The organism is Diaphorobacter sp. HDW4A, from assembly GCF_011305995.1.
Lineage (GTDB): Bacteria > Pseudomonadota > Gammaproteobacteria > Burkholderiales > Burkholderiaceae_C > Diaphorobacter_A.
The window spans coordinates 1,100,867-1,126,172 of the sequence record NZ_CP049910.1 but is presented as its reverse complement, the minus strand read 5'-3'; the positions used below and the strand labels follow the sequence as shown (position 1 = coordinate 1,126,172).

The 25,306-nt window shown below is 59.2% G+C and carries 26 protein-coding genes and 1 pseudogene; 13 read left to right on the top strand and 14 right to left on the bottom strand.

Annotation, left to right across the window (positions count from 1 at the left end; genetic code table 11):
- Positions 1 to 34 precede the first annotated feature (34 nt).
- On the top strand, positions 35 to 799 hold the full coding sequence (locus G7047_RS05025; RefSeq protein WP_166301629.1) for a type 1 glutamine amidotransferase: 765 nt from the start codon (positions 35 to 37) through the stop codon (positions 797 to 799).
- 12 nt (positions 800 to 811) lie between these two features.
- Here the strand turns inward: G7047_RS05025 and G7047_RS05020 are convergent, their stop codons facing one another.
- A complete protein-coding gene (locus G7047_RS05020) occupies positions 812 to 1,210 on the bottom strand; it encodes a hypothetical protein (protein WP_166301626.1) in 399 nt (132 codons plus the stop codon).
- Between the two features lie 248 nt (positions 1,211 to 1,458).
- Here G7047_RS05020 and G7047_RS05015 point away from each other — a divergent pair, with 248 nt between their 5' ends.
- Entirely contained in the window at positions 1,459 to 2,622 is a 1,164-nt protein-coding gene (locus G7047_RS05015; RefSeq protein WP_166301623.1) for an HNH endonuclease, read from the top strand.
- A gap of 292 nt (positions 2,623 to 2,914) precedes the next feature.
- Here G7047_RS05015 and G7047_RS05010 read toward each other — a convergent pair whose 3' ends face one another.
- Genes G7047_RS05010 through G7047_RS04995 form a run of 4 tightly spaced genes read right to left on the bottom strand, consistent with a single transcriptional unit; the run spans position 2,915 to position 4,733 of the window.
- On the bottom strand, positions 2,915 to 3,331 hold the full coding sequence (locus tag G7047_RS05010) for a hypothetical protein (RefSeq protein ID WP_166301620.1): 417 nt from the start codon (positions 3,329 to 3,331) through the stop codon (positions 2,915 to 2,917).
- Positions 3,332 to 3,333: 2 nt separating this feature from the next.
- Complete coding sequence (locus G7047_RS05005; RefSeq protein WP_166301617.1) at positions 3,334 to 3,582, bottom strand: hypothetical protein; 249 nt, start codon at positions 3,580 to 3,582, stop codon at positions 3,334 to 3,336.
- Positions 3,583 to 3,639: 57 nt separating this feature from the next.
- Positions 3,640 to 3,912: a hypothetical protein gene (locus G7047_RS05000; protein ID WP_166301614.1), complete on the bottom strand. Its 273-nt coding sequence runs from the start codon at positions 3,910 to 3,912 to the stop codon at positions 3,640 to 3,642.
- Positions 3,909 to 4,733: a hypothetical protein gene (locus G7047_RS04995; protein ID WP_166301611.1), complete on the bottom strand. Its 825-nt coding sequence runs from the start codon at positions 4,731 to 4,733 to the stop codon at positions 3,909 to 3,911. Before G7047_RS04995 ends, G7047_RS05000 begins: the two co-directional genes overlap by 4 nt.
- Before the next feature lie 214 nt (positions 4,734 to 4,947).
- Here G7047_RS04995 and G7047_RS04990 point away from each other — a divergent pair, with 214 nt between their 5' ends.
- The 4 genes and pseudogenes from G7047_RS04990 to G7047_RS31060 form a co-directional block, all read left to right on the top strand.
- Complete coding sequence (locus G7047_RS04990; protein WP_166301608.1) at positions 4,948 to 7,332, top strand: class I SAM-dependent DNA methyltransferase; 2,385 nt, start codon at positions 4,948 to 4,950, stop codon at positions 7,330 to 7,332.
- Complete coding sequence (locus G7047_RS04985; RefSeq protein WP_166301605.1) at positions 7,332 to 8,756, top strand: restriction endonuclease subunit S; 1,425 nt, start codon at positions 7,332 to 7,334, stop codon at positions 8,754 to 8,756. Before G7047_RS04990 ends, G7047_RS04985 begins: the two co-directional genes overlap by 1 nt.
- Positions 8,743 to 11,814: a type I restriction endonuclease subunit R gene (locus G7047_RS04980; RefSeq protein WP_166301602.1), complete on the top strand. Its 3,072-nt coding sequence runs from the start codon at positions 8,743 to 8,745 to the stop codon at positions 11,812 to 11,814. The genes G7047_RS04985 and G7047_RS04980 overlap by 14 nt, the downstream gene beginning before the upstream one ends.
- A gap of 82 nt (positions 11,815 to 11,896) precedes the next feature.
- Positions 11,897 to 12,682, top strand: a pseudogene (locus G7047_RS31060) (transposase); the annotation flags it as partial.
- 75 nt (positions 12,683 to 12,757) lie between these two features.
- Here G7047_RS31060 and G7047_RS04970 read toward each other — a convergent pair.
- Entirely contained in the window at positions 12,758 to 13,003 is a 246-nt protein-coding gene (locus G7047_RS04970; protein ID WP_166301599.1) for a helix-turn-helix domain-containing protein, read from the bottom strand.
- An 86-nt stretch (positions 13,004 to 13,089) separates the two neighbouring features.
- On the opposite strand from G7047_RS04970, the gene G7047_RS04965 reads away from it, so the two are divergent.
- The 6 genes from G7047_RS04965 to G7047_RS04940 all read left to right on the top strand — a co-directional run bounded on the left by G7047_RS04965 (position 13,090) and on the right by G7047_RS04940 (position 17,373).
- Positions 13,090 to 13,542, top strand: a complete 453-nt coding sequence (locus G7047_RS04965) for a hypothetical protein (protein ID WP_166301596.1) — start codon at positions 13,090 to 13,092, stop codon at positions 13,540 to 13,542.
- 155 nt (positions 13,543 to 13,697) lie between these two features.
- The gene (locus tag G7047_RS04960) at positions 13,698 to 14,279 is read left to right on the top strand and encodes a recombinase family protein (RefSeq protein ID WP_166301593.1); all 582 of its coding nucleotides are present in this window, start codon (positions 13,698 to 13,700) and stop codon (positions 14,277 to 14,279) included.
- A 119-nt stretch (positions 14,280 to 14,398) separates the two neighbouring features.
- Entirely contained in the window at positions 14,399 to 14,719 is a 321-nt protein-coding gene (locus G7047_RS04955; RefSeq protein ID WP_166301590.1) for a hypothetical protein, read from the top strand.
- 196 nt (positions 14,720 to 14,915) lie between these two features.
- Positions 14,916 to 15,464, top strand: coding sequence for a transposase (locus tag G7047_RS04950; RefSeq protein WP_082759168.1), 549 nt, complete (start codon positions 14,916 to 14,918; stop codon positions 15,462 to 15,464).
- Positions 15,461 to 15,793 (top strand): IS66 family insertion sequence element accessory protein TnpB, encoded by a 333-nt coding sequence (tnpB, locus tag G7047_RS04945; protein ID WP_166301587.1) that lies wholly within the window; start codon positions 15,461 to 15,463, stop codon positions 15,791 to 15,793. Before G7047_RS04950 ends, tnpB begins: the two co-directional genes overlap by 4 nt.
- Positions 15,794 to 15,864: 71 nt before the next feature.
- A complete protein-coding gene (locus G7047_RS04940) occupies positions 15,865 to 17,373 on the top strand; it encodes an IS66 family transposase (RefSeq protein WP_205904826.1) in 1,509 nt (502 codons plus the stop codon).
- A gap of 142 nt (positions 17,374 to 17,515) precedes the next feature.
- Here the strand turns inward: G7047_RS04940 and G7047_RS04935 are convergent, their stop codons facing one another.
- The 6 genes from G7047_RS04935 to G7047_RS04910 form a co-directional block, all read right to left on the bottom strand.
- Positions 17,516 to 20,398 (bottom strand): VapE domain-containing protein, encoded by a 2,883-nt coding sequence (locus G7047_RS04935; RefSeq protein WP_256376816.1) that lies wholly within the window; start codon positions 20,396 to 20,398, stop codon positions 17,516 to 17,518.
- A gap of 145 nt (positions 20,399 to 20,543) precedes the next feature.
- Positions 20,544 to 20,897, bottom strand: coding sequence for a hypothetical protein (locus G7047_RS04930; RefSeq protein ID WP_166301579.1), 354 nt, complete (start codon positions 20,895 to 20,897; stop codon positions 20,544 to 20,546).
- Between the two features lie 129 nt (positions 20,898 to 21,026).
- On the bottom strand, positions 21,027 to 21,230 hold the full coding sequence (locus tag G7047_RS31450) for an AlpA family transcriptional regulator (protein WP_166301576.1): 204 nt from the start codon (positions 21,228 to 21,230) through the stop codon (positions 21,027 to 21,029).
- Positions 21,231 to 21,268: 38 nt separating this feature from the next.
- Positions 21,269 to 21,676 carry an AlpA family transcriptional regulator gene (locus tag G7047_RS04920; RefSeq protein WP_166301573.1) on the bottom strand — a complete coding sequence of 136 codons (408 nt, stop codon included), beginning with the start codon at positions 21,674 to 21,676 and terminating at the stop codon, positions 21,269 to 21,271.
- A gap of 57 nt (positions 21,677 to 21,733) precedes the next feature.
- Positions 21,734 to 22,627: a hypothetical protein gene (locus G7047_RS04915; RefSeq protein WP_166301570.1), complete on the bottom strand. Its 894-nt coding sequence runs from the start codon at positions 22,625 to 22,627 to the stop codon at positions 21,734 to 21,736.
- Positions 22,624 to 22,863 carry a hypothetical protein gene (locus tag G7047_RS04910; protein ID WP_166301567.1) on the bottom strand — a complete coding sequence of 80 codons (240 nt, stop codon included), beginning with the start codon at positions 22,861 to 22,863 and terminating at the stop codon, positions 22,624 to 22,626. Before G7047_RS04910 ends, G7047_RS04915 begins: the two co-directional genes overlap by 4 nt.
- A gap of 99 nt (positions 22,864 to 22,962) precedes the next feature.
- Here G7047_RS04910 and G7047_RS04905 point away from each other — a divergent pair, with 99 nt between their 5' ends.
- Positions 22,963 to 23,463 carry a helix-turn-helix transcriptional regulator gene (locus G7047_RS04905; protein ID WP_166301564.1) on the top strand — a complete coding sequence of 167 codons (501 nt, stop codon included), beginning with the start codon at positions 22,963 to 22,965 and terminating at the stop codon, positions 23,461 to 23,463.
- Positions 23,464 to 23,487: 24 nt separating this feature from the next.
- Here the strand turns inward: G7047_RS04905 and G7047_RS04900 are convergent, their stop codons facing one another.
- On the bottom strand, positions 23,488 to 23,820 hold the full coding sequence (locus tag G7047_RS04900; protein ID WP_166301561.1) for a hypothetical protein: 333 nt from the start codon (positions 23,818 to 23,820) through the stop codon (positions 23,488 to 23,490).
- On the bottom strand, positions 23,807 to 25,156 hold the full coding sequence (locus G7047_RS04895) for a site-specific integrase (RefSeq protein WP_240939374.1): 1,350 nt from the start codon (positions 25,154 to 25,156) through the stop codon (positions 23,807 to 23,809). The genes G7047_RS04900 and G7047_RS04895 overlap by 14 nt, the downstream gene beginning before the upstream one ends.
- Positions 25,157 to 25,306: the final 150 nt, after the last annotated feature.

The following is a 25,306-nucleotide window of genomic DNA, read 5'->3' as shown; positions in this document are numbered from 1 at the left end:
AACACGCAGCTTGCACAAGCCAAGCCAGCACCTCATGACGAAACCCGTCGCCATCCTGCAGCACGAAACCAACCAAGGCCCCGGCGTGCTGCTCGATCATCTGCAGCAGCAAAACATTCCCTACCAGATCATCTGTCCACCCGAAGACGGCACCGCGCCGCACGACGCCAGCACCTTTCGCGGCATCATCATCCTCGGCAGCAATCACGGGGTGAACGAACAGTTGCCATGGATGCGTGACGAATGCACCCTGCTGCAATCCGCCATCGCGAGCGACGTGCCCGTGCTCGGCCACTGCTTCGGCGCACAGATGCTCGCCCACGCCATGGGTGCCAAGGTCTCACGCAACGCCTGCCCCAACATCGGCTGGAGCCAGATATGGGTCACCCCAGACGCCCAGCACGATCTGCAGATCCCCTCGCGCACGATGATGTTCAACTGGCACTACGACACCTTCGAAATCCCGCGCGGCGCCACCCGCACCATGTACGGCACTTACTGCCTCAACAAAGGATTTCGCCACGGAAGGAACTGGGCATTCCAGGGCCACCTCGAAGTGACCGCCCCAAGCCTCGAAGCCTGGTGCAAAGAAGGCCGCCACGAACTGCTGTGTGCCAGCGGCCCATCATGTCAATGCGAAAAGCAGATCCTCGAAAACCTGCCCGCGCGCGTCGACGCCTTGCACGCCGTCGCCCGCAGAGTCTACGGCGCCTGGACCCGCCAGCTCGACCGCCCCACGTCGTCCATCATCACCCTGCCGCGCCGCCGCGCCGAAGCCTGCGACTGGGTACTCAACTAGCCAACTAACCAACTAACGCTTGCTGGCCGCACGATCCTTGGCGCTGGCGTAGTTGGCCTTGGCGCGCCGGTTGCACACCGAGCGCGCCTCACCCACCAGATCATCACACCTCTCCCGAGCCACCGAATTGGCCGCCTTGGCTTTGGCGACATCCACCTTGTACGCACTCTTGACACTCGGGTTGGCCCGCGCATTGAGCTGCGCCTTCGCCACCCCCACCCGCCCCTTTGCCTGCTGCTTGCACACATCCCGCGCATTCCCCACCAACGTCCGGCAATGCAGGATCGCGGACTTGTATTCATTGGCAATGCGATGCTTCTCGGCACTGTGCTCGGCTTTGGTCATGGCGAGGCTGGTGGTGGCGAAGATCGCCAGGAGCAGAGTGCTCAGAAATCTCAGTGTTGAACTCATATACGACCTCTTCAAAGAAGCGATGGATAAATCTTGCAAACGATTTAACCGAATCAATAGCCACACGCATTCTCGCGAAGCGGCCACTCCATCGTCAATAGGTGCATTGAACGGCTATCACCCACAATGCCCAACTCCGCGCAGCGTCCATCGAACGGCGCAATGAAAGTCGATTCGAACCGCAAACGAATGTATCCTTGCAACCCAATAGAACAAATTGAACACAGAAGTTACTAATGAGGTATGGCTTGAATCAATACATCACTGAGTTGACTGACCCAAATGCGGTGAGGCAAGCCATTGCGGAGTGCGACCAACTGGGACGAGATGGATTCTTAAAAAAGCACAATTGCAAGAGGTCGTGGAAGCATCGGCTTGAGTACAACGGAAACCTATACGACTCCGACGCTATCGCTACAGCCGCCTTCTCCATTCAGCATCAGCGAAAACCTCGTCGCCCACGTGAACTTCCCGGCTCTCACCCAGATATCAAGTCATTGCTGGCGCACCTTGGTTTTTTGATCGTGACCACACCCAATCCATCGACGGAACTGGTCATTGGCGACGTTTATAAGAGAGTGCAACTGGCTGCACGCTACGGTGGCTCCCTACAACCTGGCATTTGGACTCTCAGCCAATTTCCAAGCATCTTTCTCTTCACGGGCGCGAGCGGCGAAGCCTATGGTTACTCCGACGGCTGGCTTGAAAAAGATGTGTTCCGCTACACCGGCGAGGGACAAGAAGGTGACATGAAGTTCACCAAAGGCAATTTAGCCATCCGTGATCACTACAAAAACCAGAAAGACCTCCTACTTTTCAAAGACCTCGGAAAAGGCAACGGCGTTAGCTTCGAGGGCTGTTTTCAGTGCGCGTCCTGGGAAGAAGTACGCGGCAAAGACAAGAATAAGGTCGAGCGGAAAGTTATCGTTTTCCAACTCATTGCTACAACGGATACCCCCAGTTTTAGCTACGCGACAACCCCTCGCTCAGCAGGCAGTCCAGACTCCTACAAAACACACGCCGAGCTTCGAGATGCGGCGCTAATCGCAGCAGAAACACCAAGCCAACAAAAGCAGGGAAACACAAAACGTACGTGGTATGAACGCAGTCAGCATGTAAAAACTTATGTATTGGCACGTGCGAACGGCATATGCGAAGCATGCAAGAGCGATGCCCCCTTCATGCGGCTAGACGGCACTCCTTACCTCGAGCCTCACCATACTCAACGGATGGCTGACGACGGCCCTGATCATCCACAATGGGTTGGAGCCATCTGCCCCAACTGCCATCGCCGGATTCACTCGGGCGTCGATGGGAAACAATGGAATGAACAGCTTCAGTTGCACATCAAAGCGCTTGAGGATCGATTCACGAACGAAGCAACTCAACAATCCCAACGCCTCAAAAGCTAACATCGCTAAGCGTTTGAAAGAAGCGCTGACTGAAAGCCGATCAGTCAGACCGATGATGGTGCACTGAATCCTTTGCACCCGCACGCTCCCAACAAGCTCCGCGCTAACGCAAAAAAGGCCTGCACCTCAGAAGAGATGCAGGCCTTTCAGAGCCAGAATTTCCAGCAGATCTTATTGGAAGATCACTCCCACTCAATTGTCAATCAGCATGAAAAGTCCTTGTGGAAAACGGGTATCCAGCACCTGCGGCTTTTCGAACCGTCATACATACCGTCAAGTATCGTGCGAGCAGTCAACGCTTGCCGTCAAAGGCCTTCAATGCAGCGACCGCCGCCGTGCCGCTGATATGACCTTGCATTACACCATCGTTCAGCGCTCGCTCAACTTGCGCGCGGCTCCATGGACGGCGTTGAGGTTGAGGTTTCTTGGCAGCCAGTGAGCCCGACGAGGCTGAGCGCGCTTTGACGAGCAGCTTCAGAGACGCATTCTGGCCCGGGTCGCCTACCCCTTGCCTAGTACGCGATTGCAGCGCATGCGAGCCGCTGGAGGGGCTGGAGGGGCTGGAGGGGCTGGAGGTCGGAGTTTCCCTCCCTGCGACATGCGCAAGCATGCGGCAGATCACGTCGTTGCCGTAATTTTCAGTCTCGTACACGGCGTCGAGGTCCATGGCCTTGGCGAGCGCATCGCCGAAAGTGCCCTTGCGCGCCATAGTCACTCCTCCAACCCGAGAGCCCTCAGGCCCGTCACCGCGCTGGTGCCAGACAGCCGGCCGGACGCCACCGCATCGTTGATCGCAGACTTGAGCAGCAAGCCCAGGTCCTGCTTAGATATGGCTGGTTTCTGCGTCGCCTTCGCGCCACTGGCAACGTGCGACTTCACCAGCAGCCGCTGACGTGGCTTGGTATCAAACTCGTTGAGCTCCTTGAGCAGCTCGCTAAAACTCTTCTTCTTGGCAGCCACGTTGGTGCTCCTTGAATAAAAAGGCCGGCGCGGGATATGCGCCAGCAAAACCGCCGCTCAGATCTGGTTGAATCGGTTGCGACGGACGGAGTCGGAGTGGTGAATCAGGTCTACGACGGTCGCAGCCAGCGCGACGACGGCTGCAACGCCTTTGGCCTTATCGGAGCTGACGTCAAGCAGCGTATCGATATCCTCCTTGGTCGCTCCCAGTGCCAACAGGTCGGCTTCGTACTGCTCGCGAATTCGGCGTATGTTGGTTGGACGGCCCTTGCGATTGCCGCTCACGCCAGGCGGGAAGCGGCCCTTGTTGGTACGAGCGGTTGCACTCATACAGGCAACCCATTTGCCACATCGCGCAGCTTCTGCGCCGGCAAGAAAAAGTTCGGCAGGTTCGTAAACCCGACCTTGAGCATGCTGCCGCGCAGTTCGCGCACGCCATCGATGAGCGCGGCTTCCAGCGCACGCACGCGATCGGCCTGGCCGTGCAGCGCCGCTTCCACCTGAGCTGCCTTCATTTTTTGCTCAGCGGCTGCCAATTGTTGCAGCAAGGCCATAACCGGCTGCCCCAAGACTTGAAGGTGCTGCTGAGCTGCCCGCGCCAGGCCTCCGAGATCGTTTGCGTCCGCTTCAAGCAAGTGCAGTGTCGCCGCATCACTGGCTTCTTCGTGACCGGCCAGACGACGGGAGCGGATGGCGTTCGCCTCAACGCGCTTGGCGTTGGCGCGACCAGTGAGCGCATCGACCTCATCGGCGATTTTCCTCCGCTCGGGTTCGCTCGACTCAATCTCCAGCTTCAGGCGTGCGACCTCAGCAGCGGCCTTGGCGACAACGGGATACTCGAACGGCGCGAACAGCTCAATGCACTCGGGAACTTGCACGCGCTCCACAGTGTTGCGAACCGCCTTCAAGGCCTTGCCCACTGATTCAGCCTCCGCCTTGGCGTTTTCGGCTGCCTGAATATTGGCGTGTTCCTGCCAGCGTTCAAGCTCAGCTACTTGTTCAGCGTCATGGTACGACTGTAGCGCAGCACGCGCTTGGTCCAATGCCGCGCGGGCCTTGCTGGTATCTGCACCTGCCAACAGAGCGTCGGCCAAGCGATCGCTGGCGGCCTGCACTGTGACCTGGAGGTTGGAGAGTCTTGATTGGTTCATGGCGTGAGTGTTCCGTCACGACGCCTGATATGCACCACCAACAGGCTCCCTCTAATGCATTGGCAGCGTAAACTCCCGCCTGCATCTTCCCAGTGCCCCCTTCCTGTCCACGATGCAACAGGCTGCCCAATCACAAGGAATATAGTCATCCGACTGCAGATGGGGGCTACAAAATAATTCTCAGTTCGGAATATCGAGCAGGATAACGCGCTCAATGAAGGCTAAAAAGCAACAAGACCAAAGTCAGATCAAGTGGATTTCCGACTTCATTTGGAATATCGCAGACGACCGTCTGCGCGATGTCTACGTGCGCGGCAAGTATCGCGACGTGATACTACCCTTCACCGTGCTGCGGCGACTCGATGCAGTGCTTGAAGCCACCAAGGACGCTGTGCTGGAGCGCAAGAAGTTTCTCGACACCCACAAGGTGGCCGAGCAGGACGGCGCGCTGCGTATGGCGGCGGGTCAGGCGTTCTACAACGTCTCGGAATTCACGCTGGCCAAACTGAAGGCTAGCGCCGCTGGACAGCGCCTGCGCGATGACTTCATTGCGTATCTGGACGGCTTCTCGCCCAACGTGCAGGAAATCCTCACGAAGTTCAATTTTCGAAATCAGATCCAGAAGCTGGTGGATTCCCACGTCCTCGGCTACTTGATCGACGACTTCCTCGACCCCGAGGTCAATCTCGCGCCGCTGCCCGCGAAGGATGCTGACGGCCGCATCAAGCTGCCCGCGCTGGACAACCACGGCATGGGCACGGTGTTCGAAGAGCTGATCCGCCGCTTCAACGAAGAAAACAACGAAGAGGCTGGCGAGCACTTCACCCCGCGCGACGTGGTGCAGCTCATGGCCAAGTTGTTATTCCTGCCGGTGGCCGACCAGATCGAGTCCAGCACCTATTCACTCTACGACGGCTCCTGCGGGACAGGCGGCATGCTCACCGTGGCCGAGGAAGCCTTGCACGAACTGGCAGAGGAGCACGGCAAGGAAGTGTCGATCCACCTGTTCGGGCAGGAGATCAGCGACGAAACCTACGCCATCTGCAAGGCCGACCTGCTCTTGAAGGGCGAAGGCGCAGAGGCCGAGAACATCGTCGGCGGCGCGGACAAATCCACCTTGTCTGCCGACCAGTTCCGCAGCCGCGAATTCGATTTCATGATCTCCAACCCGCCCTACGGCAAGAGTTGGAAGACCGATCTGGAGCGCATGGGCGGCAAGAAGGAGTTCAGCGACCCGCGCTTCATCGTCAGCCACGCGGGCAAAGCTGAATTCAAGCTCCTCACCCGTTCCAGCGACGGGCAGCTCATGTTCCAGGTGAACAAGCTGCAAAAGATGAAGCACAACACGCCACTGGGCAGCCGCATTGCGCTGGTGCATAACGGCTCGGCGCTGTTCACCGGCGACGCGGGCCAGGGCGAGAGCAATATCCGTCGCTGGGTGCTGGAGAACGACTGGCTGGAAGCCATCATCGCCCTACCGCTCAACATTTTCTACAACACCGGCATCGCCACCTATATCTGGGTGCTGGCCAACAGGAAGGCCGAACCGCGCCGAGGCAAGGTGCAGTTGATCGACGCCAGCGGCTGGTCCCAGCCGCTGCGCCGCAACCTCGGCAAGAAGAACTGCGAACTCTCGGACGGAGACATCCAGCGAATCATCGATCTCTACCTCGGCGAAGCACAGGAAACCGCCCAGTCCAAATGGTTCGACACCCAGGACTTTGGCTACTGGAAGATTACCGTCGAGCGCCCGCTGCGTCTGAAGAGCCAGCTCTCTGATGAACGCATTGAGCCCCTGCGCTTTGCCTCCGGGGACGAGGCGCTGCGCGCCGAGATCTATGCCACCCATGGCGAGGCGCTTTATATCGAGTTCGCCAAACGCAAACCCGCCATCGAGGCATGGTTGAAAGGCGAGGACGAGAACGAAGACGACGACAGCGAAGACAGTGAAAGTGGCGACGACAGTGAGGCCTCCACTGCGCGCAAGGCCGTGCCCGCCAAGCGCCGCAAGAAGCTGCTCGACGCATCGACCTGGCAGCGCGACAAGGGGCTGATGGAGGTAGCGCAACGGGCGCAGCAGGCATTGGGCCACGCCGTGTTCGACGACCACAATGAGTTCCGAACCCGATTCGATGCTGCGTGCAAGGCGCAAGGCGATAAGCTTAGCGCGCCGGAGAGGAAGGCGATCTACAAGGCGGTGAGCTGGCGCGACGAAGCCGCACCACCGGTCATCGCCAAGCGCAGCAAGCTCAAGGCGGGCGAACACTTCGAGCCGGCCTTCGATGGCGCGTACCTGGAAATCGTGGGCAAGGATCGCTTCATGATCGAGCACGAGCCCGACAGCGAGCTGCGCGACACCGAGCAAGTGCCGTTGAAGGAACCGGGCGGCATCGACGCCTTCTTCGTCCGCGAGGTGCTGCCACACGCGCCAGGCGCGTGGATCGCCACGGACAAAACCCAGATCGGCTACGAGATTTCCTTCGCTCGCTACTTCTACAAGCCAGCACCGCTGCGCACGCTGGCGGAAATCCGCGCTGACATCCTCGCACTGGAGCAGCAGAGCGAAGGTTTGCTGCACAAGATCGTGGGGCGCGCGTGATGGCGGCGGCGAGTCCCTATCCGAACTACCAGCCGCTTCGTTCGCGCTGGGTACCGCGTGTGCCGGAGCACTGGTCGTTGCTGCGTGCCAAGAACTTCTTGCGGGAAATTGACGACCGGTCGAAAACCGGCGAGGAAACGCTGCTGTCTATGCGTATGCAGCGGGGCTTGGTGCCGCATAACGATGTGTCGGTGAAGCGCATCGCCCCAGAGAACCTCATTGGCTACAAGAAGGCACAACCGGACGAGCTTGTGTTGAACCGGATGCAGGCAGGCAACGCCATGTTCTTCCGCAACCGCCAGCCCGGTTTGGTCAGCCCGGACTACGCCGTATTCCGCTTGCTCCGCGACGACAACCCAGAATATCTTGGCCACCTCTTCCGTTCGTGGCCAATGCGCGGGTTGTTCCGTTCGGAATCGAAGGGGCTTGGGACAGGCACTTCAGGCTTCTTGCGCCTCTACTCGGATCGCTTCACGGCGCTGGAGATTCCGCTGCCCCCGCGCCCCGAGCAAGACCAGATTGTTGCCTATCTCCGTGCACAAGATTCCCACATCGCCCGCCTCATCCAGGTCAAGCGCAATCTCATCAAGCTGCTCACAGAGCAGAAGCTACGCATCATCGACCACGCCGTCACGCACGGTCTAGATGCTTCGGTGACGCTGAAGCCGTCCGGCATCGAATGGCTGGGTGAAGTACCAGAGCATTGGAACGTGGCCTTCATCAAGCACATTGCGGATGTGCGCTTCAGCGGAGTGGACAAGCATTCTCAAAACCACGAAACACCGGTTCGCCTGTGCAACTACACCGACGTCTACAAGAACGACCGCATCACCGGCGATATGGACTTGATGCGCGCCACAGCGACGGAGGTGGAGATCGCCCGCCTGACGCTGAAAGCGGGTGATGTCATTCTGACCAAGGATTCCGAAACGCCGGACGACATAGGGGTTCCCGCCTGGGTGCCGGAGGATTTGCCCGGCGTGGTGTGCGCATATCACCTAGGCCTGCTGCGCCCCGTACCGAATCGCGTGTTGGGCGAGTTCCTGTTTCGCGTCATCGGCTCGGCGCGCACGGCGCAGCAGTTCCATGTTCTCGCCAACGGCGTTACACGTTTTGCACTCGGTAAGCACGATGTGAAAAACGCGGTCGTTGCGTTGCCGCCGGTCGAGGAACAGCAATCCATCTGTCGCTGGATCACCAATAAGTGCCAACCGCTGGACGTCGCCATCGCCCGCACGGAAGAGGAAATCAAGCTGATCCGCGAATACCGCGACCGCTTGATTGCCGATGTGGTCACCGGTCAAGTGGACGTGCGCAGCTGGCAGCCCGGCCCGGAGGACGTGGTGGACGACGCAGCGCTGGCCGCGCGGGGCGATGACCAGGAAGACGTGACAGACGAGGAGGATGGCGATGGCGAAGACTGACACCAGCGAGCGTTGGTTTGAGGCGCGCGTGGTGCGCGGCCTGACCGGAGTGCCGCAGCCCGAGTACAGCAATGAGCTAGCTCCCACGGACTTCGCGGCCACCCACAACGGCTACGTGCAGGGTAAGCCCGCCGACTACAACCGCGATGTGGCGCTGGATGTGGCGCGGTTGCTGGCCTTCTTGCAGGCCACCCAGCCCAGGGTAGTGGACACACTGGAATTGGTGGCGGACGGCATCAAGCGCACCCAGTTCCTTCACCGCCTGCAAGGCGAGATCACCAAGCGTGGCGTTGTGGACGTGCTGCGCAAGGGCGTGAGCCACGGGCCGGTACACGTCGATCTCTACAAGCTGCTGCCCACACCGGGCAATGCCGCTGCAGCGGATGCCTTCGGCAAGAACATCTTCAGCGTCACTCGGCAGGTGCGCTACAGCAACGATTCCGGCAACGAACTGGACTTGGCGATCTTCATCAATGGCCTGCCGGTGCTGACCTTCGAGTTGAAAAACTCGCTGACCAAGCAGACCCTGGCCGACGCCATCGTCCAGTACCAGACCACGCGCAGCCCGCAGGAGCTGCTGTTCCAGCTGGGTCGTTGCGTCGCGCACGTCGCGGTCGATGACGCGGAGGCCGCGTTCTGCACCGAGCTCAAGGGCAAGGCATCGTGGTTCCTGCCATTCAACCAGGGCTGGAACAGCGGCGCAGGCAATCCGCCCAACCCAGATGGCCTGAAGACCGACTACATGTGGAAGCAGGTGCTGACCCGCGAATCGCTGGCCAACATCATTGAAAGCTACGCGCAGGTGGTGGAGGAGGAAGAAGCGGACGCCAGCGGCAAGAAACGCAAGAAGCGCAAGCAGATCTTCCCGCGCTTCCATCAGTTGCGCACGGTGCGCGCCCTGCTGCGCCGTGCCCACGCCGACGGAGTGGGCAAGCGCTATCTGATCCAGCATTCGGCAGGCAGCGGCAAGAGCAACACCATCGCCTGGCTGGCGCACCAGTTGGTGGAGTTGCGCCGCAAGGACGACCCGATGACGGCGCAGTTCGATTCCATCATCGTGATTACCGACCGGCGCGCGCTGGACACGCAGATCGCCCGCACCATCAAGGGTTACGACCACGTTGCGGCAATCTTCGGCCACTCCGACAACGCGCAGGAGCTGCGCGAGTACCTGCGCCGGGGCAAGAAGATCATCGTCACCACGGTGCAGAAATTCCCGTTCATCCTCGATGAGCTGGGCGACCTCTCCGGCAAGAGCTTCGCGCTGTTGATTGACGAGGCGCATTCCAGCCAAGGCGGCAAGACCACGGCGCGGATGCACGAAGCCCTCGGCGGCAAGGTTGCTGAGGAGGAATTCGAGGAGGACAGCACGCAGGATGCGGTGAACGCAGAAATCGAGAAACGCATCGCCTCGCGCAAGCTGCTGGCCAATGCTAGCTACTTCGCGTTCACCGCCACACCCAAGAACAAGACGCTGGAGTTGTTCGGCGAGAAGACCCTGGTCGGCGACAAGGTTCAGTTCCGCTCGCCCGAAGAACTGACCTACACCACCAAGCAGGCCATCCAAGAGAAGTTCATCCTCGACGTAGTTGAGAACTACACCACCTACGACAGCTTCTACCAAGTGGCCAAAACGGTGGCGGACGATCCGGAATTCGACAAGGTGAAGGCGCTGAAGAAAATCCGCCACTACGTCGAATCGCACGACAAGGCCATCCGCCGCAAGGCCGAGATCATGGTCGATCACTTCATCGCACAGGTTGGGGGCAAACAGAAGATCGGCGGCAAGGCGCGGGCGATGATCGTCTGCAACGGCATCGCGCGGGCCATCGACTACTGGCGCGAGGTGTCGGACTACCTCACGCAGATCAAGAGCCCGTACAAGGCCATCGTGGCGTACTCAGGCGACTTCGAGATCGGTGGTCAGAAGAAGACCGAGGCCGATCTCAACGGGTTTCCGAGCAAGGACATTCCGGCCAATCTCAAGCAAGACCCGTATCGCTTCCTAATCGTTGCCAACAAGTTCGTCACCGGCTTCGATGAGCCCCTGCTGCATACGATGTACGTGGACAAGCCGCTGGCTGGCGTGCTGGCGGTGCAGACCTTGTCACGTCTGAACCGCGCGCATCCTCAGAAGCACGACACTTTCGTGCTCGACTTCGCCGACAACGCCGAAGCGGTGAAGGCGGCGTTCCAGGATTACTACCGCGCCACCATCCAGACCGGTGAAACAGATGCCAACAAGCTGCACGACCTGAAGGCCGAACTCGACGGGCAGCAGGTGTATAGCTGGCAGCAGGCGGAGGACCTGGTGGCGCTGTATTTGAGCGGCGCAGACCGGGACAAACTCGATCCCATCCTCGACGCGTGCGTGGCCGAATACACCGACAAGCTCGGCGAGGACGATCAGGTCAAGTTCAAGGGCAAAGCCAAGGCCTTCGTACGCAGCTATGGCTTTCTTGCCGCGATCCTGAGCTACGGTCACCCAACATGGGAGAAGCTCTCGATTTTCCTGAATTTCCTCATCCCCAAGCTACCCGCGCCCAAGGAGGAAGACCTCTCCAAGGGGGTGCTGGAAACGATCGACATGGACAGTTATCGGGTAGAGGCCAAAGCGGCACTAGAGATGGCGATGGCGGACACAGACGCCTTGGTCGATCCAGTACCACAGGGCGGCGCAGGCGTTAAGGGGGAAGCGGAAATCGACAAACTCTCCGCAATCATCAAAACCTTCAACGATCTATTCGGCAACATCCCATGGAAGGACGAGGACAAGATCCGGAAGGTCATCGCCGTTGAGATCCCGGCGCGGGTGGCGCAGGATAAGGCGTACCAGAACGCGCTGGCCAATTCCGACAAGCAAAACGCCAAGCTGGAGCACGACAAGGCGCTTAACCGAGTGGTGCTGGAGCTGCTGTCAGACCACACTGAGCTGTTTAAGCAGTTCAGCGATAACCCCAATTTCAAACGTTGGCTAACGGATTCGGTGTTTGACGCTACCTATTCTTTCCGTTCAATATCGGCGGGGCCTTTGCCGCAGATGAGGGGACCATCATGATGATTTTTGCCCCTGAGATAGCCCCCTGAATCTCTGGACATGGCCCATCGCTTATCTTTCACATAAGCATAGGACTGTATTAATGACTGGGCATACCGAGACTATCGAAGTCATTACCCGAGACTAGCGCAGGCGATGCTGGTCGGCTGCCGAGAAGGCGGCCTTGGTTCGCAAGACCTATGAACCGGGTATGAGTGTATCGCTCGTGGCCCGCTAGGAGTGCCTATCGGCAAGCCTGCTGTTCACATGGCGCAGCCTAGATCGCGAAGGCGCGTTGGTTGCCGTGAGCGCAGGAGAAGCGGTTGTGCCGGCGTCGGAGTTGGTCGCAGCCCGCGCCGAGATTGCCAAGGTGCAACGCGTCTTAGGCAAGAAGACCTTGGAGAACGAGATTCTCAAGGAAGCCGTGGAGATCGCCGTCTCAAAAAAGTGGGTTGCGTGCTCGCCCTTGTTGCCCAGGAACAGCCAATGAAATCGGTCTGTTGGCTGCAGGACGTGCGCGCTCCAATCTGCATGTGCGGCCCGGTGACTGGCGAGATGGCAGCGGTGGCCGCGCGCCGGCTCTGAATGAGTCATTGCTGGCCGACGTTCGTCGCCACATCGCTGAGCTTCCCAGCTACGGCTATCGAAGGGCCGGGGCACTGCTCAACCGGTAGCGACGTTCGCAAGGTCAACAGGCGATGAACCACAAGCGCATTTATCGGGTCATGGCGCGGCATCAACTGCTGCTGCCAAAGGCCCAAAACGACGGCATTCGAGCCATGTTCACGATGGTCAGGTCAGTGTACCCGCGCTTAATATGCGCTGGTGTTCCTACGGCTTCGAAATCAAGTATGAATCGGGCGAAACAGTCACGGTCACCTTTGCCAAGCAGTGGAGGCCATGCCTGTTGAATTCGCCTCCCAATGACGGTCCAGAGGCGCTGCAAAGTCGTCAGCTAGCCATCTCATAACCCAGCCAGTTCCAACAGCTCCGCGGCAGAAATTTCCAGCGCAACGGCAATTTGCAGTACCAATACGATGCCAGGATTTTGTCGTCCTCTCTCAACCGAACTCGCATAACTACGGTCTATCCCTGCCCGATGAGCGAGCTCTTCTTGACTGATTTTTTTTTCAGAACGCACTTGCTTAATAGCCGCTCCTAAGGCGACCAGCTCAGGAAGATCTGCGTATTTAGGGGATGCAATGGGCATTCCTCATCGTCTTAATATGTGGACAATTGCACCACGGACGATCTTCCACATATACTCATCTTGTCTTAACTCATTCAAGATTCACCATGCATGCGTACACATCCATTGCTCAACGACTCAGTCTTGCCCTCCTGATGTGCTGCGGAGCCGTGCAACCCACAGTGGCACAGGTCTATCGCTCACAAACACAAGCATTCGCTGGCCCACCAAATGCCCAGTTGGTGAGCTTTGCTGCTCTCAAAAAAATGACCAGTATCGGCATTGAAAATTTCAAACCCTATCGCGTGTCAGCTCTGCTCAATGCCCGCGACCAAGGGATCGATGCACTGTGCGAGCAAATTGGCTATAACGGCTACTGCGCCAGCGATGTGCCGCGCGTCTATCTGGAAATCAAACTCGACAGCACCGAGAAGCGAGGCCAACTCTATGACTTACGTGGTCAAAGAGGAGCGGCTATTTGTGCCACGGTGGTTTCAACGCCACGAAACGTCAACGGCAACATGAACCTGATCGATTTCACACTAGGCGCGTGCCACTGACAACACCAACAACTGGACCACATCTAAAGGTGTCCAAATACGACCGTTTATCGTCGCCTGCTTTCAACATGTTCAAAAAATAGTGGACACCAGTTTTGAACATGGATAGGATTTGAACATCCTTTTTGAACATCCTTTTTGAACATACTCATGCCATGACCCGCGTTTTCGCCTACTGCCGTGTTTCGACCGCCGGTCAAACAACTGACAACCAAGTACAGGAAATTGCCGCAGCCGGCTTCCAGGTACAGCCGACGCGCGTCGTTGCCGAAACCATCTCGGGCAGCATCGCAGCCAATGAGAGGCCCGGCTTCAGGAAGTTGATGGACAAGCTGGAGGCCGGCGACGTGCTGGTAGTGACCAAGCTCGACCGCCTTGGTCGCAACGCTATGGACGTGCGCACCACTGTGGAGTTTCTCGCCGACATGGGTGTCAGGGTGCACTGCCTTGCGCTGGGCGGCGTGGATCTCACCAGTCCAGCCGGCAAGATGACCATGGCTGTGATCAGCGCCGTAGCTGAATTCGAGCGCGACCTGTTGATTGAGCGCACGCAAGCCGGCCTAGCACGCGCCAAGGCTGAGGGCAAAGCTTTGGGCCGGCCACGTGTCCTCACTGATGCTCAGGAATCTGATGTGCTGCAACGCCTCGCTGGTGGTCAGGCCATCGCTGCTGTGGCACGCGCGCTCAACACCAGCCGCGCCACGATCATGCGCGTGCGGGACGCTCAACCAGCCTAGTCCGCTAGCCGCCCTTCACCAACTCCCACCGAGCATCAGGCCGGCGCGCGTACCGCTGGCCGATGCCCCAGCCCCATCGCACACCATCGGCCGCACAGCACGGCAAGCACAGCAGTCCCATGGCCGTGAGCACCATGGAGGGCTACATCACCGAACCCCGACTGATCACCCTGCGGACGCCCGCAACCATCGCAGGCATCAACCGGCCCGCTGTAGAAGATCGCCTCGCTCATGTTGCTCCAGGAGTTGCCGCCTCATGCACGCGCGCGCATAAGGACGCAAACAGTTGGCGAACGCTCACATGCTTTCGCCACATCGTACGCATCAACTGGCCCACATCGCTGCACTTCAGGCTTGGTCACCACTTTTCGGGTTGGTCACCGCATAAGAACTATTGCAACCAATTGATTTTAAACGGGTTTTTTCATAGCGGTATTTGAACCGGTGACCAAGTGACTAAAGTGACCAGCTCTCCTAGGAGTACATTACTCAGTGTAACTACATGTATCTTAATATGGGGTACATTCTTTTTCTTATGAATAGTTGGTCACTTGGTCGTATCCGTCCGGCCAACCCATCTACCCCGAATGAGCAATTGCAAGCACCATCGTGTCCACGTAAACCATCGTGCACACCATGTCTCAAGAGATTCCCCATTCGCGCTCCTGTGTCCCCCGCACGCGCCGGGTCTACAGCGCGCAATTCAAGGCTGAACTGATCGCTGCGTGCCAGCAGCCCGGCGCATCAATTGCCGCCACAGCGCGTGAACATGGCATGAATGCCAACGTGCTGCATCGCTGGCTCAAGGAGCATCGTCTGGGCCAGCACCAGAGCGCCTGCGATACCGCGCATGCTGATGCGTCCGGCATCGCCCCACACTGCGCCGATGCAGCGGCTGAGCCAATGGCCAATGCACAGGCTGTTTGTGCCCCAGCGCATCAGGCTCATCCGGTGCCGTCCAACCCCGTGCCCGCCTTCATCGCGGTGGCGCTGGGCTCGCCGGTGATGGGGCCTCAGGCAGCGGGTGTACAAGCTGCCCCAAGTGCTGCATCGGCAGCTTGCTCATCAGACATCCGCATCGAGTGCTGTCATCACGGCACCCTCGTGACGGTCAATTGGCCGCTGGCCGCTGCTGGCGAGTGTTCCCGCGCATTGCAGGGTTTGTTGCAGGTGCTGCGGCAATGATCCGTATCGACGCTGCCTGGCTTGCCACGGCCCCGCTGGACATGCGCGCCGGCACCGACACGGCGCTGGCCCGCGTAGTCGCCGTCTTCGGCGCCGCCCACCCTCACCATGCCTACCTGTTCGCCAACAGACGCGCCAACCGCATCAAGGTGCTGGTGCACGACGGCATAGGCATCTGGCTGGCCGCTCGCCGCCTGCACCAGGGCAAGTTCGTCTGGCCGACGCCAGGCGATGAGCAGTGGCAGTTGGAGCCTGTCCAGCTTGACGCCCTGGTGCTGGGCCTACCCTGGCAACGCATGGGAAACGCCGGCATTATCACCATGGTCTGAAGCCGGCGCGCAATCGGTGGATCTGCGCATGGCAGCGCAGTGCCATGCTTGGCACACTGCCTGTCATGTTGATGCAGCCGCAATTCCTGGATGATCTGAGCGCCGAGCAGCTGCGCGAGATGACCACGCGGCTGCTCACAGAACTACGCCACAGCCAGGCGCTCAACGCCAAGCTCACCCACGAGAATGCGCTCTTGAAACGCATGAAGTTCGCCGCACAGTCCGAGCGCTTCAACGCCGAGCAGCGCAGCTTGCTCGAAGACGAGATCGAGGCCGACTTGGCGGCTGTCTGCTTGGAGATCGAGCAGCTGCAGCCTGCGGCCGCTGCCCCGCAAGCCAAACAACAGCCCAAACGCCAGCCGCTGCCGGCCAATCTGCCGCGCCGCGAGATCCGCCACGAGCCCGATTCGACCACCTGCCAGTGCGGCTGTCAGATGAAACGCATCGGCGAAGACGTGGCCGAAAAGCTCGACTATGTGCCCGGCGTGTTCACGGTGGAGCGTCACATCCGTGGCAAGTGGGCCTGCGCCCAATGCGAGACCATCACCCAGGCGCCGGTTGAAGCGCATGTGATCGACAAAGGCATCCCCACCACCGGCCTGCTGGCCCAGGTGCTGGTGGCCAAATACGCGGACCACTTGCCGCTGTACCGTCAGGAAAGCATCTTTGCGCGCGCCGGTCTGGCCATTCCTCGCTCGACTCTGGCGCAGTGGGTAGGCACCTGCGGCGTGCGGCTGCAGCCGCTAGTCGATGCGCTCAAGGCGGAAATACTCGGCCACCGTGTGCTGCACGCCGACGAGACGCCAGTGCAAATGCTCAAACCTGGCAAGGGAGCGACGCATCGCGCCTACCTGTGGGCCTACGCGCCAGGGGCGTTCGAAGACATGAAAGCCGTGGTGTATGACTTCTGCGAGTCCAGGGCTGGCGAGCATGCCCGCAACTTCCTGGGCGACTGGAAGGGGGCACTGGTTTGCGACGACTTCGCCGGCTACAAGGCCCTGATTGCCAGTGGCGTGACCGAGGTGGGCTGCCTGGCGCATGCCCGGCGCAAACTCTTTGACCTCCATGCGGCGAACAAAAGCCAGCTTGCCGGGTTCGCGCTGGAGCAATTCGCCAAGGTCTATGACATCGAGCGCGAGGTCAAGGAACTGAACGCCGATCAACGCAAAGCCATTCGTCAGCAGCACACCAAGCCGATCCTGGATGCGTTGCACCAGTGGATGACATTGCAGCGGCAGAAACTGCCCGATAGCTCAGCAACGGCCAAGGCCCTGGATTACAGCCTCAGGCGCTGGACGGCGTTGACACGCTTCGTCGATGACGGGCAACTGCCCGTGGACAACAACTGGATCGAGAACCAGATCCGGCCCATTGCCATTGGCAGAGCCAATTGGCTGTTCGCCGGCAGCCTGCGCGCGGGCCAGCGGGCGGCGGCGGTGATGAGCCTGGTGCAGTCGGCGCGCATGAACGGGCATGACCCCTATGCCTACCTCCAGGACGTGCTCACAAGGCTGCCCACGCACAAGGCCAGCCGTATCGACGAGCTCTTGCCGCACCGCTGGCAGCCCACTGACATCTGATCGTCAGCAATGGTCGCCATCGGCGGTCAACATGGGTTTGCCGTGCGCTTACACTTGGTCACTAAAAGAAGGCATACCCTTATCACCATTGGATTTTTTGAGTGAGCAACTCAGTGACCAACTAGGTGACCAAGTGACCAAGTCAGTAGCGCAAGATCATGTTGGGCACTTGGAAGAACCTGCCCTTGCCGGTCCTGTTCGGCTCGCCGAAGTGCTTGCGCATGATCCCGGTCGCATCGTTCAGCAGCTTCTTGCTGGGGCTCTGATAGCCGAGCGCCAACAGCACTTGCGTTGCAGTAAGACGGTGGCGAGCCGGATCGGAAAAATCGTACTTGCTGGCGATCAGTTCATCGATCGGATCGCGCTGCTCATGCTGCACGTTGCTGGCGTTGAGCAGGCGCTCCTCATCTCGATCAAGCCACCAGCGCTCGCCAGCCTGGAAGAGCGTGTAGACCTCGGCCCACAGCTGCTGCATGTCGATGCCGTGCTCGCTGTTCACGCCGGTCACGGGCACCGTCCACCAGCGCACGTTGCCGGTGTCATCGGCAAGGAATTGCTCGGGGTTCACCGATGCGAAGAACACAGTGCGGCGCTGGAACTTCTCCTCAGTCCTGCCGTATGGGCGGCGGAATTGATCGATGTCCTGGCTGATGAAGCCCTTCAGACGTGCGATGTCCGCCTTGCGCAGGGTACCATCCAGCTCGCCCAGCTCCACAAGCCAGTGCGAGACAACACTGATGATGGTGTCTTTGTTGGATGGATCAATGCTCGCGTCCACCTTCATCAGGTCGCGCAGTTGCTGCGGCAGTAGTGAGCGAAACCAGGTCGTTTTGCCAAGCGACTGATCGCCCTGGAACACCAGAACACCCTTGCTCCAGAAGCCAGCGGGCATTGCCACCGCCGCAACGGCAGAGATCAGCCAGCGGCGCATCAGGAAGGCGAACAGCTCGCGATCGAAGCCCGGTTTGGTCTCCACGGTTGCCAGCAGATCCGCCAAGCGCGATACACCATCCCATGGCTTGGATGTGATGAATTCCACGGCCGGGTTGTATGGGCGGTCATCGGCGATGCTCATCATGAATGATGGAGTGTCGGTCTTGGCCAAGCTATTCAGCGCGCACAGGCTGATCACGGTGTCGATCGCCTTTGACCGCATGTTGTCGCGGGTACCGCTCTGGCCGGGATGGGTGACCAGCATGTCTTTGCGAATGACGTCATAGCGCACCGTGAACCCGTAACTGTCCAGCAGGAAGCGCAGGTTCGGGATGGTGTTCAGCGGCTTCATGCGCTCGCTTAGATTCGGCCAGTCAAACGGGTCCACCGTCTGCATGTGGTGCACATCCACCACCTCACGGGCTGGCGGCGATGTGTTGGACGGCGCTGGTGAAGCCGCCTCAACGGATGTGCCTGACTGGCTCGTCGAAGCCACGCCCGCGAGCCTGCGCAATTCGTCCTGGACCAGTTGGCGGACTTCTTCATCGCCACCAATGAGGTCAAAGACCGAATCCAAATAAAACTCACCCCAGCCCGCCCAGCCGCCTTCTGGCGCTGGTGGCAAGTTGACGCTGGCGCCGAATTTATCGGCCACCCGCCGGGCCTCTGCTGCGTCCGAACGCTCGGCCAAAATATCGATGCGAGCAGAGGGCCACAGTTCGCGCACGCCACGAACCATTCGTTCCAGCCCTCGCTTGTCATAGGGAAACACGTCTGGATCTAGCTTCGAACCAGAATTGACGCCTTCAAGGCGGCGGAGCTCAGACTCGATGTCATCCGAAAGCATGAGCGCGTACTCAATCGCGCGAGCATCTCTGATGTTGGGGGCGAGCACCACATACGGTACCTCACCCGGCTCCCCCGTCTCCTTGGTCGCCAGGGCGGCATTGATCACCTCGGCGACCGAGCCCGGCCCATTGATGCCGTGCCAGTCGTTGAAATCCTTCGGGCCGGTGACGTTGCCCTTTTCATCCTTGCCGGTGGCGTCGGCTTCACAGAACGGCGGATAGGCCACGATGCCGCCGACCGCCTGCGCGGCCTTGTTGGCCGACTCAAGCCCCGGATTGCGCGGTGTGCCATCAGGCTTGCGGCTCCACAAATCGTTGTCGGCAGCGATCAGGATGATGGCATCTGGATCGCGCTCGCGCAGCGTCTTGGCGACGTTCAGGATGTTGCTGGAGTTGATGCACATGAGCACCATGTGGCCGGTGTCCTCGAAGATGCTGGCGCATGTGGCATAGCCCTCACCGAGGATAAACACCTTGCGGCCATCGATCGTCTGAGGCGTCCCGAAGGAGAAGAAGCACCCAGATGTCTTGCTATCTTGGAGTACCCGTTTATTTTTCTTGCCCGGATTCCTGCTGATGGCCTGCACATTCCAGAGTTTTCCATCAAAGTCATACAGCGGCACCAGCAGCGCCTTCGGGCTCGACACGGCTACCTCTCCAGTGTTCGGATCTGTGCGCTCGATCCTGAACGGGCCAACCTTCAAGCCATGAGATTGAACGCCTTTGCGCGTTAGGTAGTCATGCCCCTCAAACTCTGATTCAGCCTCATCCCACAGCTTTTGAGCGAGTTGGGCGGCGGCTTCCTGCTCAGCAGTGAGCTCAGCCTCGTACTGCGCTTGGCGCTGAGCGGAAGCGGCTTGGCGCTGCGCGATCACTTCAGCCGATGGCTTCTCGAACTTGGAATCATCCTTCCAGCCTGCCGACTTCGCCTCATAGATCAGCGAGCCAAGGCCGACTTTCCCGCCCGGCTTTGCCGACTTCCATGTTGACTTGATTTCCGATGCCGGGCGTGGGTGCTGCGCGCCCCACTCATCCCAAATATCGAAACCCGCTTCGCCCATCTCCGACTTGACGGCGAACGCCATTTTGACCCAGACCTCGCGATCGTGCGGGTCCAAGAATTGAAGCGCGGAGCGTACCCGTTCGGGGTTGGCGTCGCGTAAAGGAACCGTTGGAGTTGAATGCTTGGCGCGGGGCGAGAGGCTTCGAGCCAATGTTTCAGGAGTCAGAGAGGTGCTGATCATACGGCGCTCCCAACGCACGCAGTGCAAGTGTCCCATGTGTCGATCAAGGTACCAACGGCCATGTCAGTGAGGGTAAATGAGGAGATCACGCAGGTTGCAAGGAGGACTGCCTGCAAGGTGCGGCTCTTGTAGATGACAACAGCGATCATTTGGTTGCCCCCGTTGAAGCCCTGGTGTAATCGCCGAGCAACCCAACAAGTACATCTTGGCTCGGCACAGAGTAACGGGGGCCGTTGCCGTCATCAGACGTATGCCATACGATACTCGCGTCTGACCAAGGCACCCAACCAGAACGCGGCTTCTCCCAATAAGCAAATGCGCGTTTCATGCTGGTGCGCCACTTCCCAGGCAAGCGGCCTCCAAGAATCTCGACGCAATCAACCCCATCACGCGAATAGACAACGACCTTCAAGCCATGGCCCTTGCCGCACACAACATTGAGCAAACAGCGCCAGTATTCGATAGGCGTCAGCTCAAACAAAAATTCCATTGCGCTCATTGCAACTCCAATAGAAATTTTGAAGCTGCCAGCGTCGTGACGTAAAATGTATGGTATTCGTATACATCGCATCACTGCACCAGCAGTACCCAGGAAGCCCAACCTTTACAGAGGTTTGGGCTTTCGCATTTATGGGGCGTGTCCCTTCGCCTTAGACTCAGCGATAAAGCGCTGAATCTCGGCGAGAGAGATGCGCGAGGCGCGCGATGAGATCACCACCTTTGAGATGCGACCATTCGATACAAGGCGCGACAAAGTCCTGCGGCCAATGCCAAGCATTGCAGCGGCTTCACTTCTGCGCACCAGTTGAGGGGGGTGATGAATTGCATCCATATGCAGATCATGTCGTCACGACGCCGCGTCGCGCCGTGTTAGGCCACACTCTTTTCAATCACGCTGTTGCTGCTGGCTTTGCGTGCAAGATGCTTCAGCACTGCGCCGCCATGCCAGCGACCGGGCATAACCGGCGCGGGAAATACGCCTGCTTTGGCGTGGCGATAAAGCGACGGGCGGCTCAAGCCCGTCAGCATTTCGATCGCTTTCACCGTCAGCAACGTATCTGGGTGAATTCGGGCCGCTGCAATCTGCGCCAGCGCACGATCCATGATTGAAGTGCTGCTCTGCTTTGCCATAACTGTTTGCTCCAGAAATATTCGCCGGTAAGTCGGCTTGCGACCAACTGTATCGTCACGAACTCCCGCGAGACAAAATGAGGCCGCTATCAAAATTGATGACCACGCAGCCGCTACGGTCAGAAAATGCCGAAGGATATTGGACAAATCGGCTGCTCGTATTCAGCTTATTCAACTGCATAAGAGACGATATTTTTCCAAATATTACATATCACCAAGCATCGGATCATTCGTGCTCGAATCGCCGCATGCTCTGCATCGAGTATTCCAGCGGCGGGCAGGCTTTGTCAGGAGCCCCTCGATTAGGCCAGCGCCGCACTTGCACGGATACGCTGTCGGCACCCACGCATCACCCGGCTCCTGAACATCTGGATCGGTGTTAAGCCACACTGCCGCTGCTTCGGCATCGAGCGCGAAGGGCAATCTACGCACTTCGGCTAGGCACCAGCCAGCTCCAACCGGCTCGCCGTTACAGCACCATGCATGGCGCTCCAAAGCCCCCTCGCCCCGCATACGCTCCAGGATCAAGCCGGCAGTCCCGCAGCGCTCGCAAACATGCTCGAAAGCACTGGTGGCGGCATTCCAAGCCACAACGCGCCGCTCACTTGTCTGCAGCCGTCCACCTGCGGGCAGATTGCGCAGGACGCGGCCTAGCGCCTCAGCGTCGTGGAGCGCCTGCACCAGGTGCCGCTCGTGGCTTGCATCAGGCCGCTGCACCGCGACCTCGATGCTGTGGAGCGGCTTGAACGTGATCGGCGGCTTGCCCTTGCCGTTGCGCCCCTTGCGCCATTCGGCCTCGCGATTCGAGCACGAGACGCATAACCCGTTGACCTTGATGATCCGCAGATCAGTGCGGCCGCAACGAAAGCACGCACCCACATTCGCGTCGGTTTTTCTGAGACCGGGACGCTTGTCCAAATTGTGATCGGCGTGATGTGCGCGTCCGAGTTCACATGCGTGGCATTGTGAGGATGTCTCCGCAGCTGCCCAGCGCTGCGCGCAGGACGAAGTGCTGAGGCTCGCACGGAGAGGCAGGCAGTCGAAATACCTTTGCCCAGGCGCAATATCGAGGGCACGATAGATCGGCAGCTCGATCATGGCGTCTCAGCCGCGCGTTTGGCGAGCTCCCGCTCTGCGACGAGCAGGCCCAGCTTGAAGACCTCGCCAAACGTCGCGTTGTGGTCACGCGATATATCGCGCATGCGCTGAACAGATGCGCGATCGACCGTGAGCGTAATGCGCTCCAGTCCCTTCTCTGCCAATGACTTTTGGTACTTGTGCTGTCGTTGGGCTGCCGTTTGAGGTTGCGGCCCTTCCTTGTTCGATCCTGGCATATCGGTTCATTGTGATGACGTTGCGATGACCCGATCTTGCGGTCACGACGCCCACATGCGTGATCACAACGCGAGCAAAATTCGGAGGCTTCGTGCAAGATGGCCTGTACCAAGAAAGATCACGTGATGCCCCACCTACTGCGGGCGCAGACGGCCCTTCGGCACGAACGAGATGCCTACCTTGACCGCCTGCTCGACGAAGCCATCAGACATCGTGCAGCAACAATTGCGTCAGGCCCCCCTCGCACCTCGACACCGCCGATCGACAAACGGATCATGAAGGCCGTCGAATACATCCATGCCAACTTGGGTGACCAACGAATGAACGTGGCCGGCATCGCCGCTGCTGCCCACGTGTCAAGGTTTCATCTCACCAGGATATTTGGCGCTGCGATGGGGCTCCCGCCGGCTGCCTATGTTCGACAACGGCGCCTAGAGCTCGCCAAGGAGTTGTTGGCGCACCGGCAAGAGATATCAATCGTCAATGTGGCATTGAAAAGTGGCTTTGGCTCACAATGTCATCTTTCCACTACTTTCAAGAAGGCTTACGGTGTGCCGCCGGCCAAGTTCCGCAAGAACTCAGCGCAGCAACAGCGATAGCTGATCACCATGCGGGCCGGAACGTTACCGCCGGCCATCCCCCTCCGCCGCACATCGGCGCCCCAGCTCACCAATGACCCGGCGCAGCGTGCTCTCGGCCTCAGTATCGAGCCCCTCGTTCCATCGGAATTTGCGCCAGAAGAAGTATGCCGCTGTGAGCAGATCACGAGTGCTGGCTGCGCGCAACGCCTCCACCACGCCGCGCGCTATCTCAGCCAATTCATTGATCTCCCTGGGGTCCCCCCTCGGACCAGCGATGCGTTGGCAGAAAGTCTCAAGCTCGTTCCACGGCGCATCTGACGATGGCAAGTGGTCGAGCAATGCTCGACCGGACGTATCGGGCTCAGAGATCGTCATCGATGTCATCCTCATGTACCTCCGCCGCGCGCCGCTTTGCATCGGCGATCAGCTCACGAGCAGTATCACCGCGCCCCCATGCCTCCACCATATCGGCCCAACACTGGAGCATTATTCTGCGCTCGGTCAGATATTTATTGACGTTGTAGATGCTGGCAATCTGGTTGCGCGGTGCATGCGCCAGGCTCATTTCGATCCAGCGTTCATCAAACTTGGCTCGATTGAGGCCTGTGGAGAACGTGCGCCGCAGGTCATGTACGCCGAACGTCTGGAATTCTGGCTCCTCCTTCGCGATGATCTTCACCGCCGCGTCGATCACTCGATTCAGTGTGGCGTTGCTGATCGGCGCATCGTGATTATAACGGCCAGGATGAAGGTATTGGCTGGCGGCGAAGCAGGTGCGGAATGTCGTGAGAATGTCCAATGCCTGATCGCTGAGGGGCACAGCATGCGGCTTTCCGGCCTTCATGCGCGAGGCAGGAATGATCCAGAGCCCCTTGTCAAAGTCAATTTCAGCCCACGTCGCCCCAATGAACTCGTTCTTGCGCACGCCCGTCAACAAAACGAACTTCAGGGCCAGGCGCAGGGTTGGTGTGGTTGCGACCTTCTCCAGCGCAGCGAAGAACTTTCGAATTTCCCCCGGCGGCAGAGCTCGGTCGCGCGGCTCAAATGTGGCAATCGCACTGGAACGAATCGCGTCAGCCGGGTTGGGGACAGAAATGCCGTTCCCGTGGGCATGGCGAAACACCGCGTGCACAACTTCGCGAACGTGAACGCCAACTGCAGGGCCACGCTTCTCCTTGGCATCCAGGCACAGCTGCATCAAGCGTTGAGGTGTAACCTCCTCAAGCTTCAGGCGCCCCAACTCAGGCTCAATAACGCGACGAAAGGTAGAGCGCCGCAGCTCCAAGGTGCTGTCAGCGAGCTGCTCGGCACCGCTCCTGGGATCTGCCTTGAACTCAAAATATTTCGTTGCCCAGCCACCAAACGTCAGGGCCGCGTTGGCCGCCGTGCGCTTCTCCACCTTGGCACGGGATGGCGACGCTCCACGTTCCACCTCCAGTCGCGCCCGATCTAGCAACGCACGTGCCTCGCGCAACGACAAGCTCATCCCATATTCAAGTGCATCGGCATCTCGGGATAACTTGAGAGCGGGATCATATCGGCCAATAGCAAGAGTTTCGCGCCTGCCGTTGAGGCGGTAGTCGTACCGGAATGCTTTGGTCCCGGTAGGTAGCACCGCGACGTACATGCCGTCGCGGTCGGCTACTTTGAACATCTTTTCTTTGGATGAAAGAGCGCCAAGCTCTTTGTCAGTAAGCAAAATCAGCCTCACTTCTGATTCTGCCGTCTGATACCGTCAGCCCATCCAACGGTATCAAAAGCGGCAAATTCGACCGCTTCAAACAATACCGTCACGACACCCGTCGGATTTGCTAGCTTGGGCACAACGGAGTGAGACACCCTGATGCACCCAAGTTGTTAT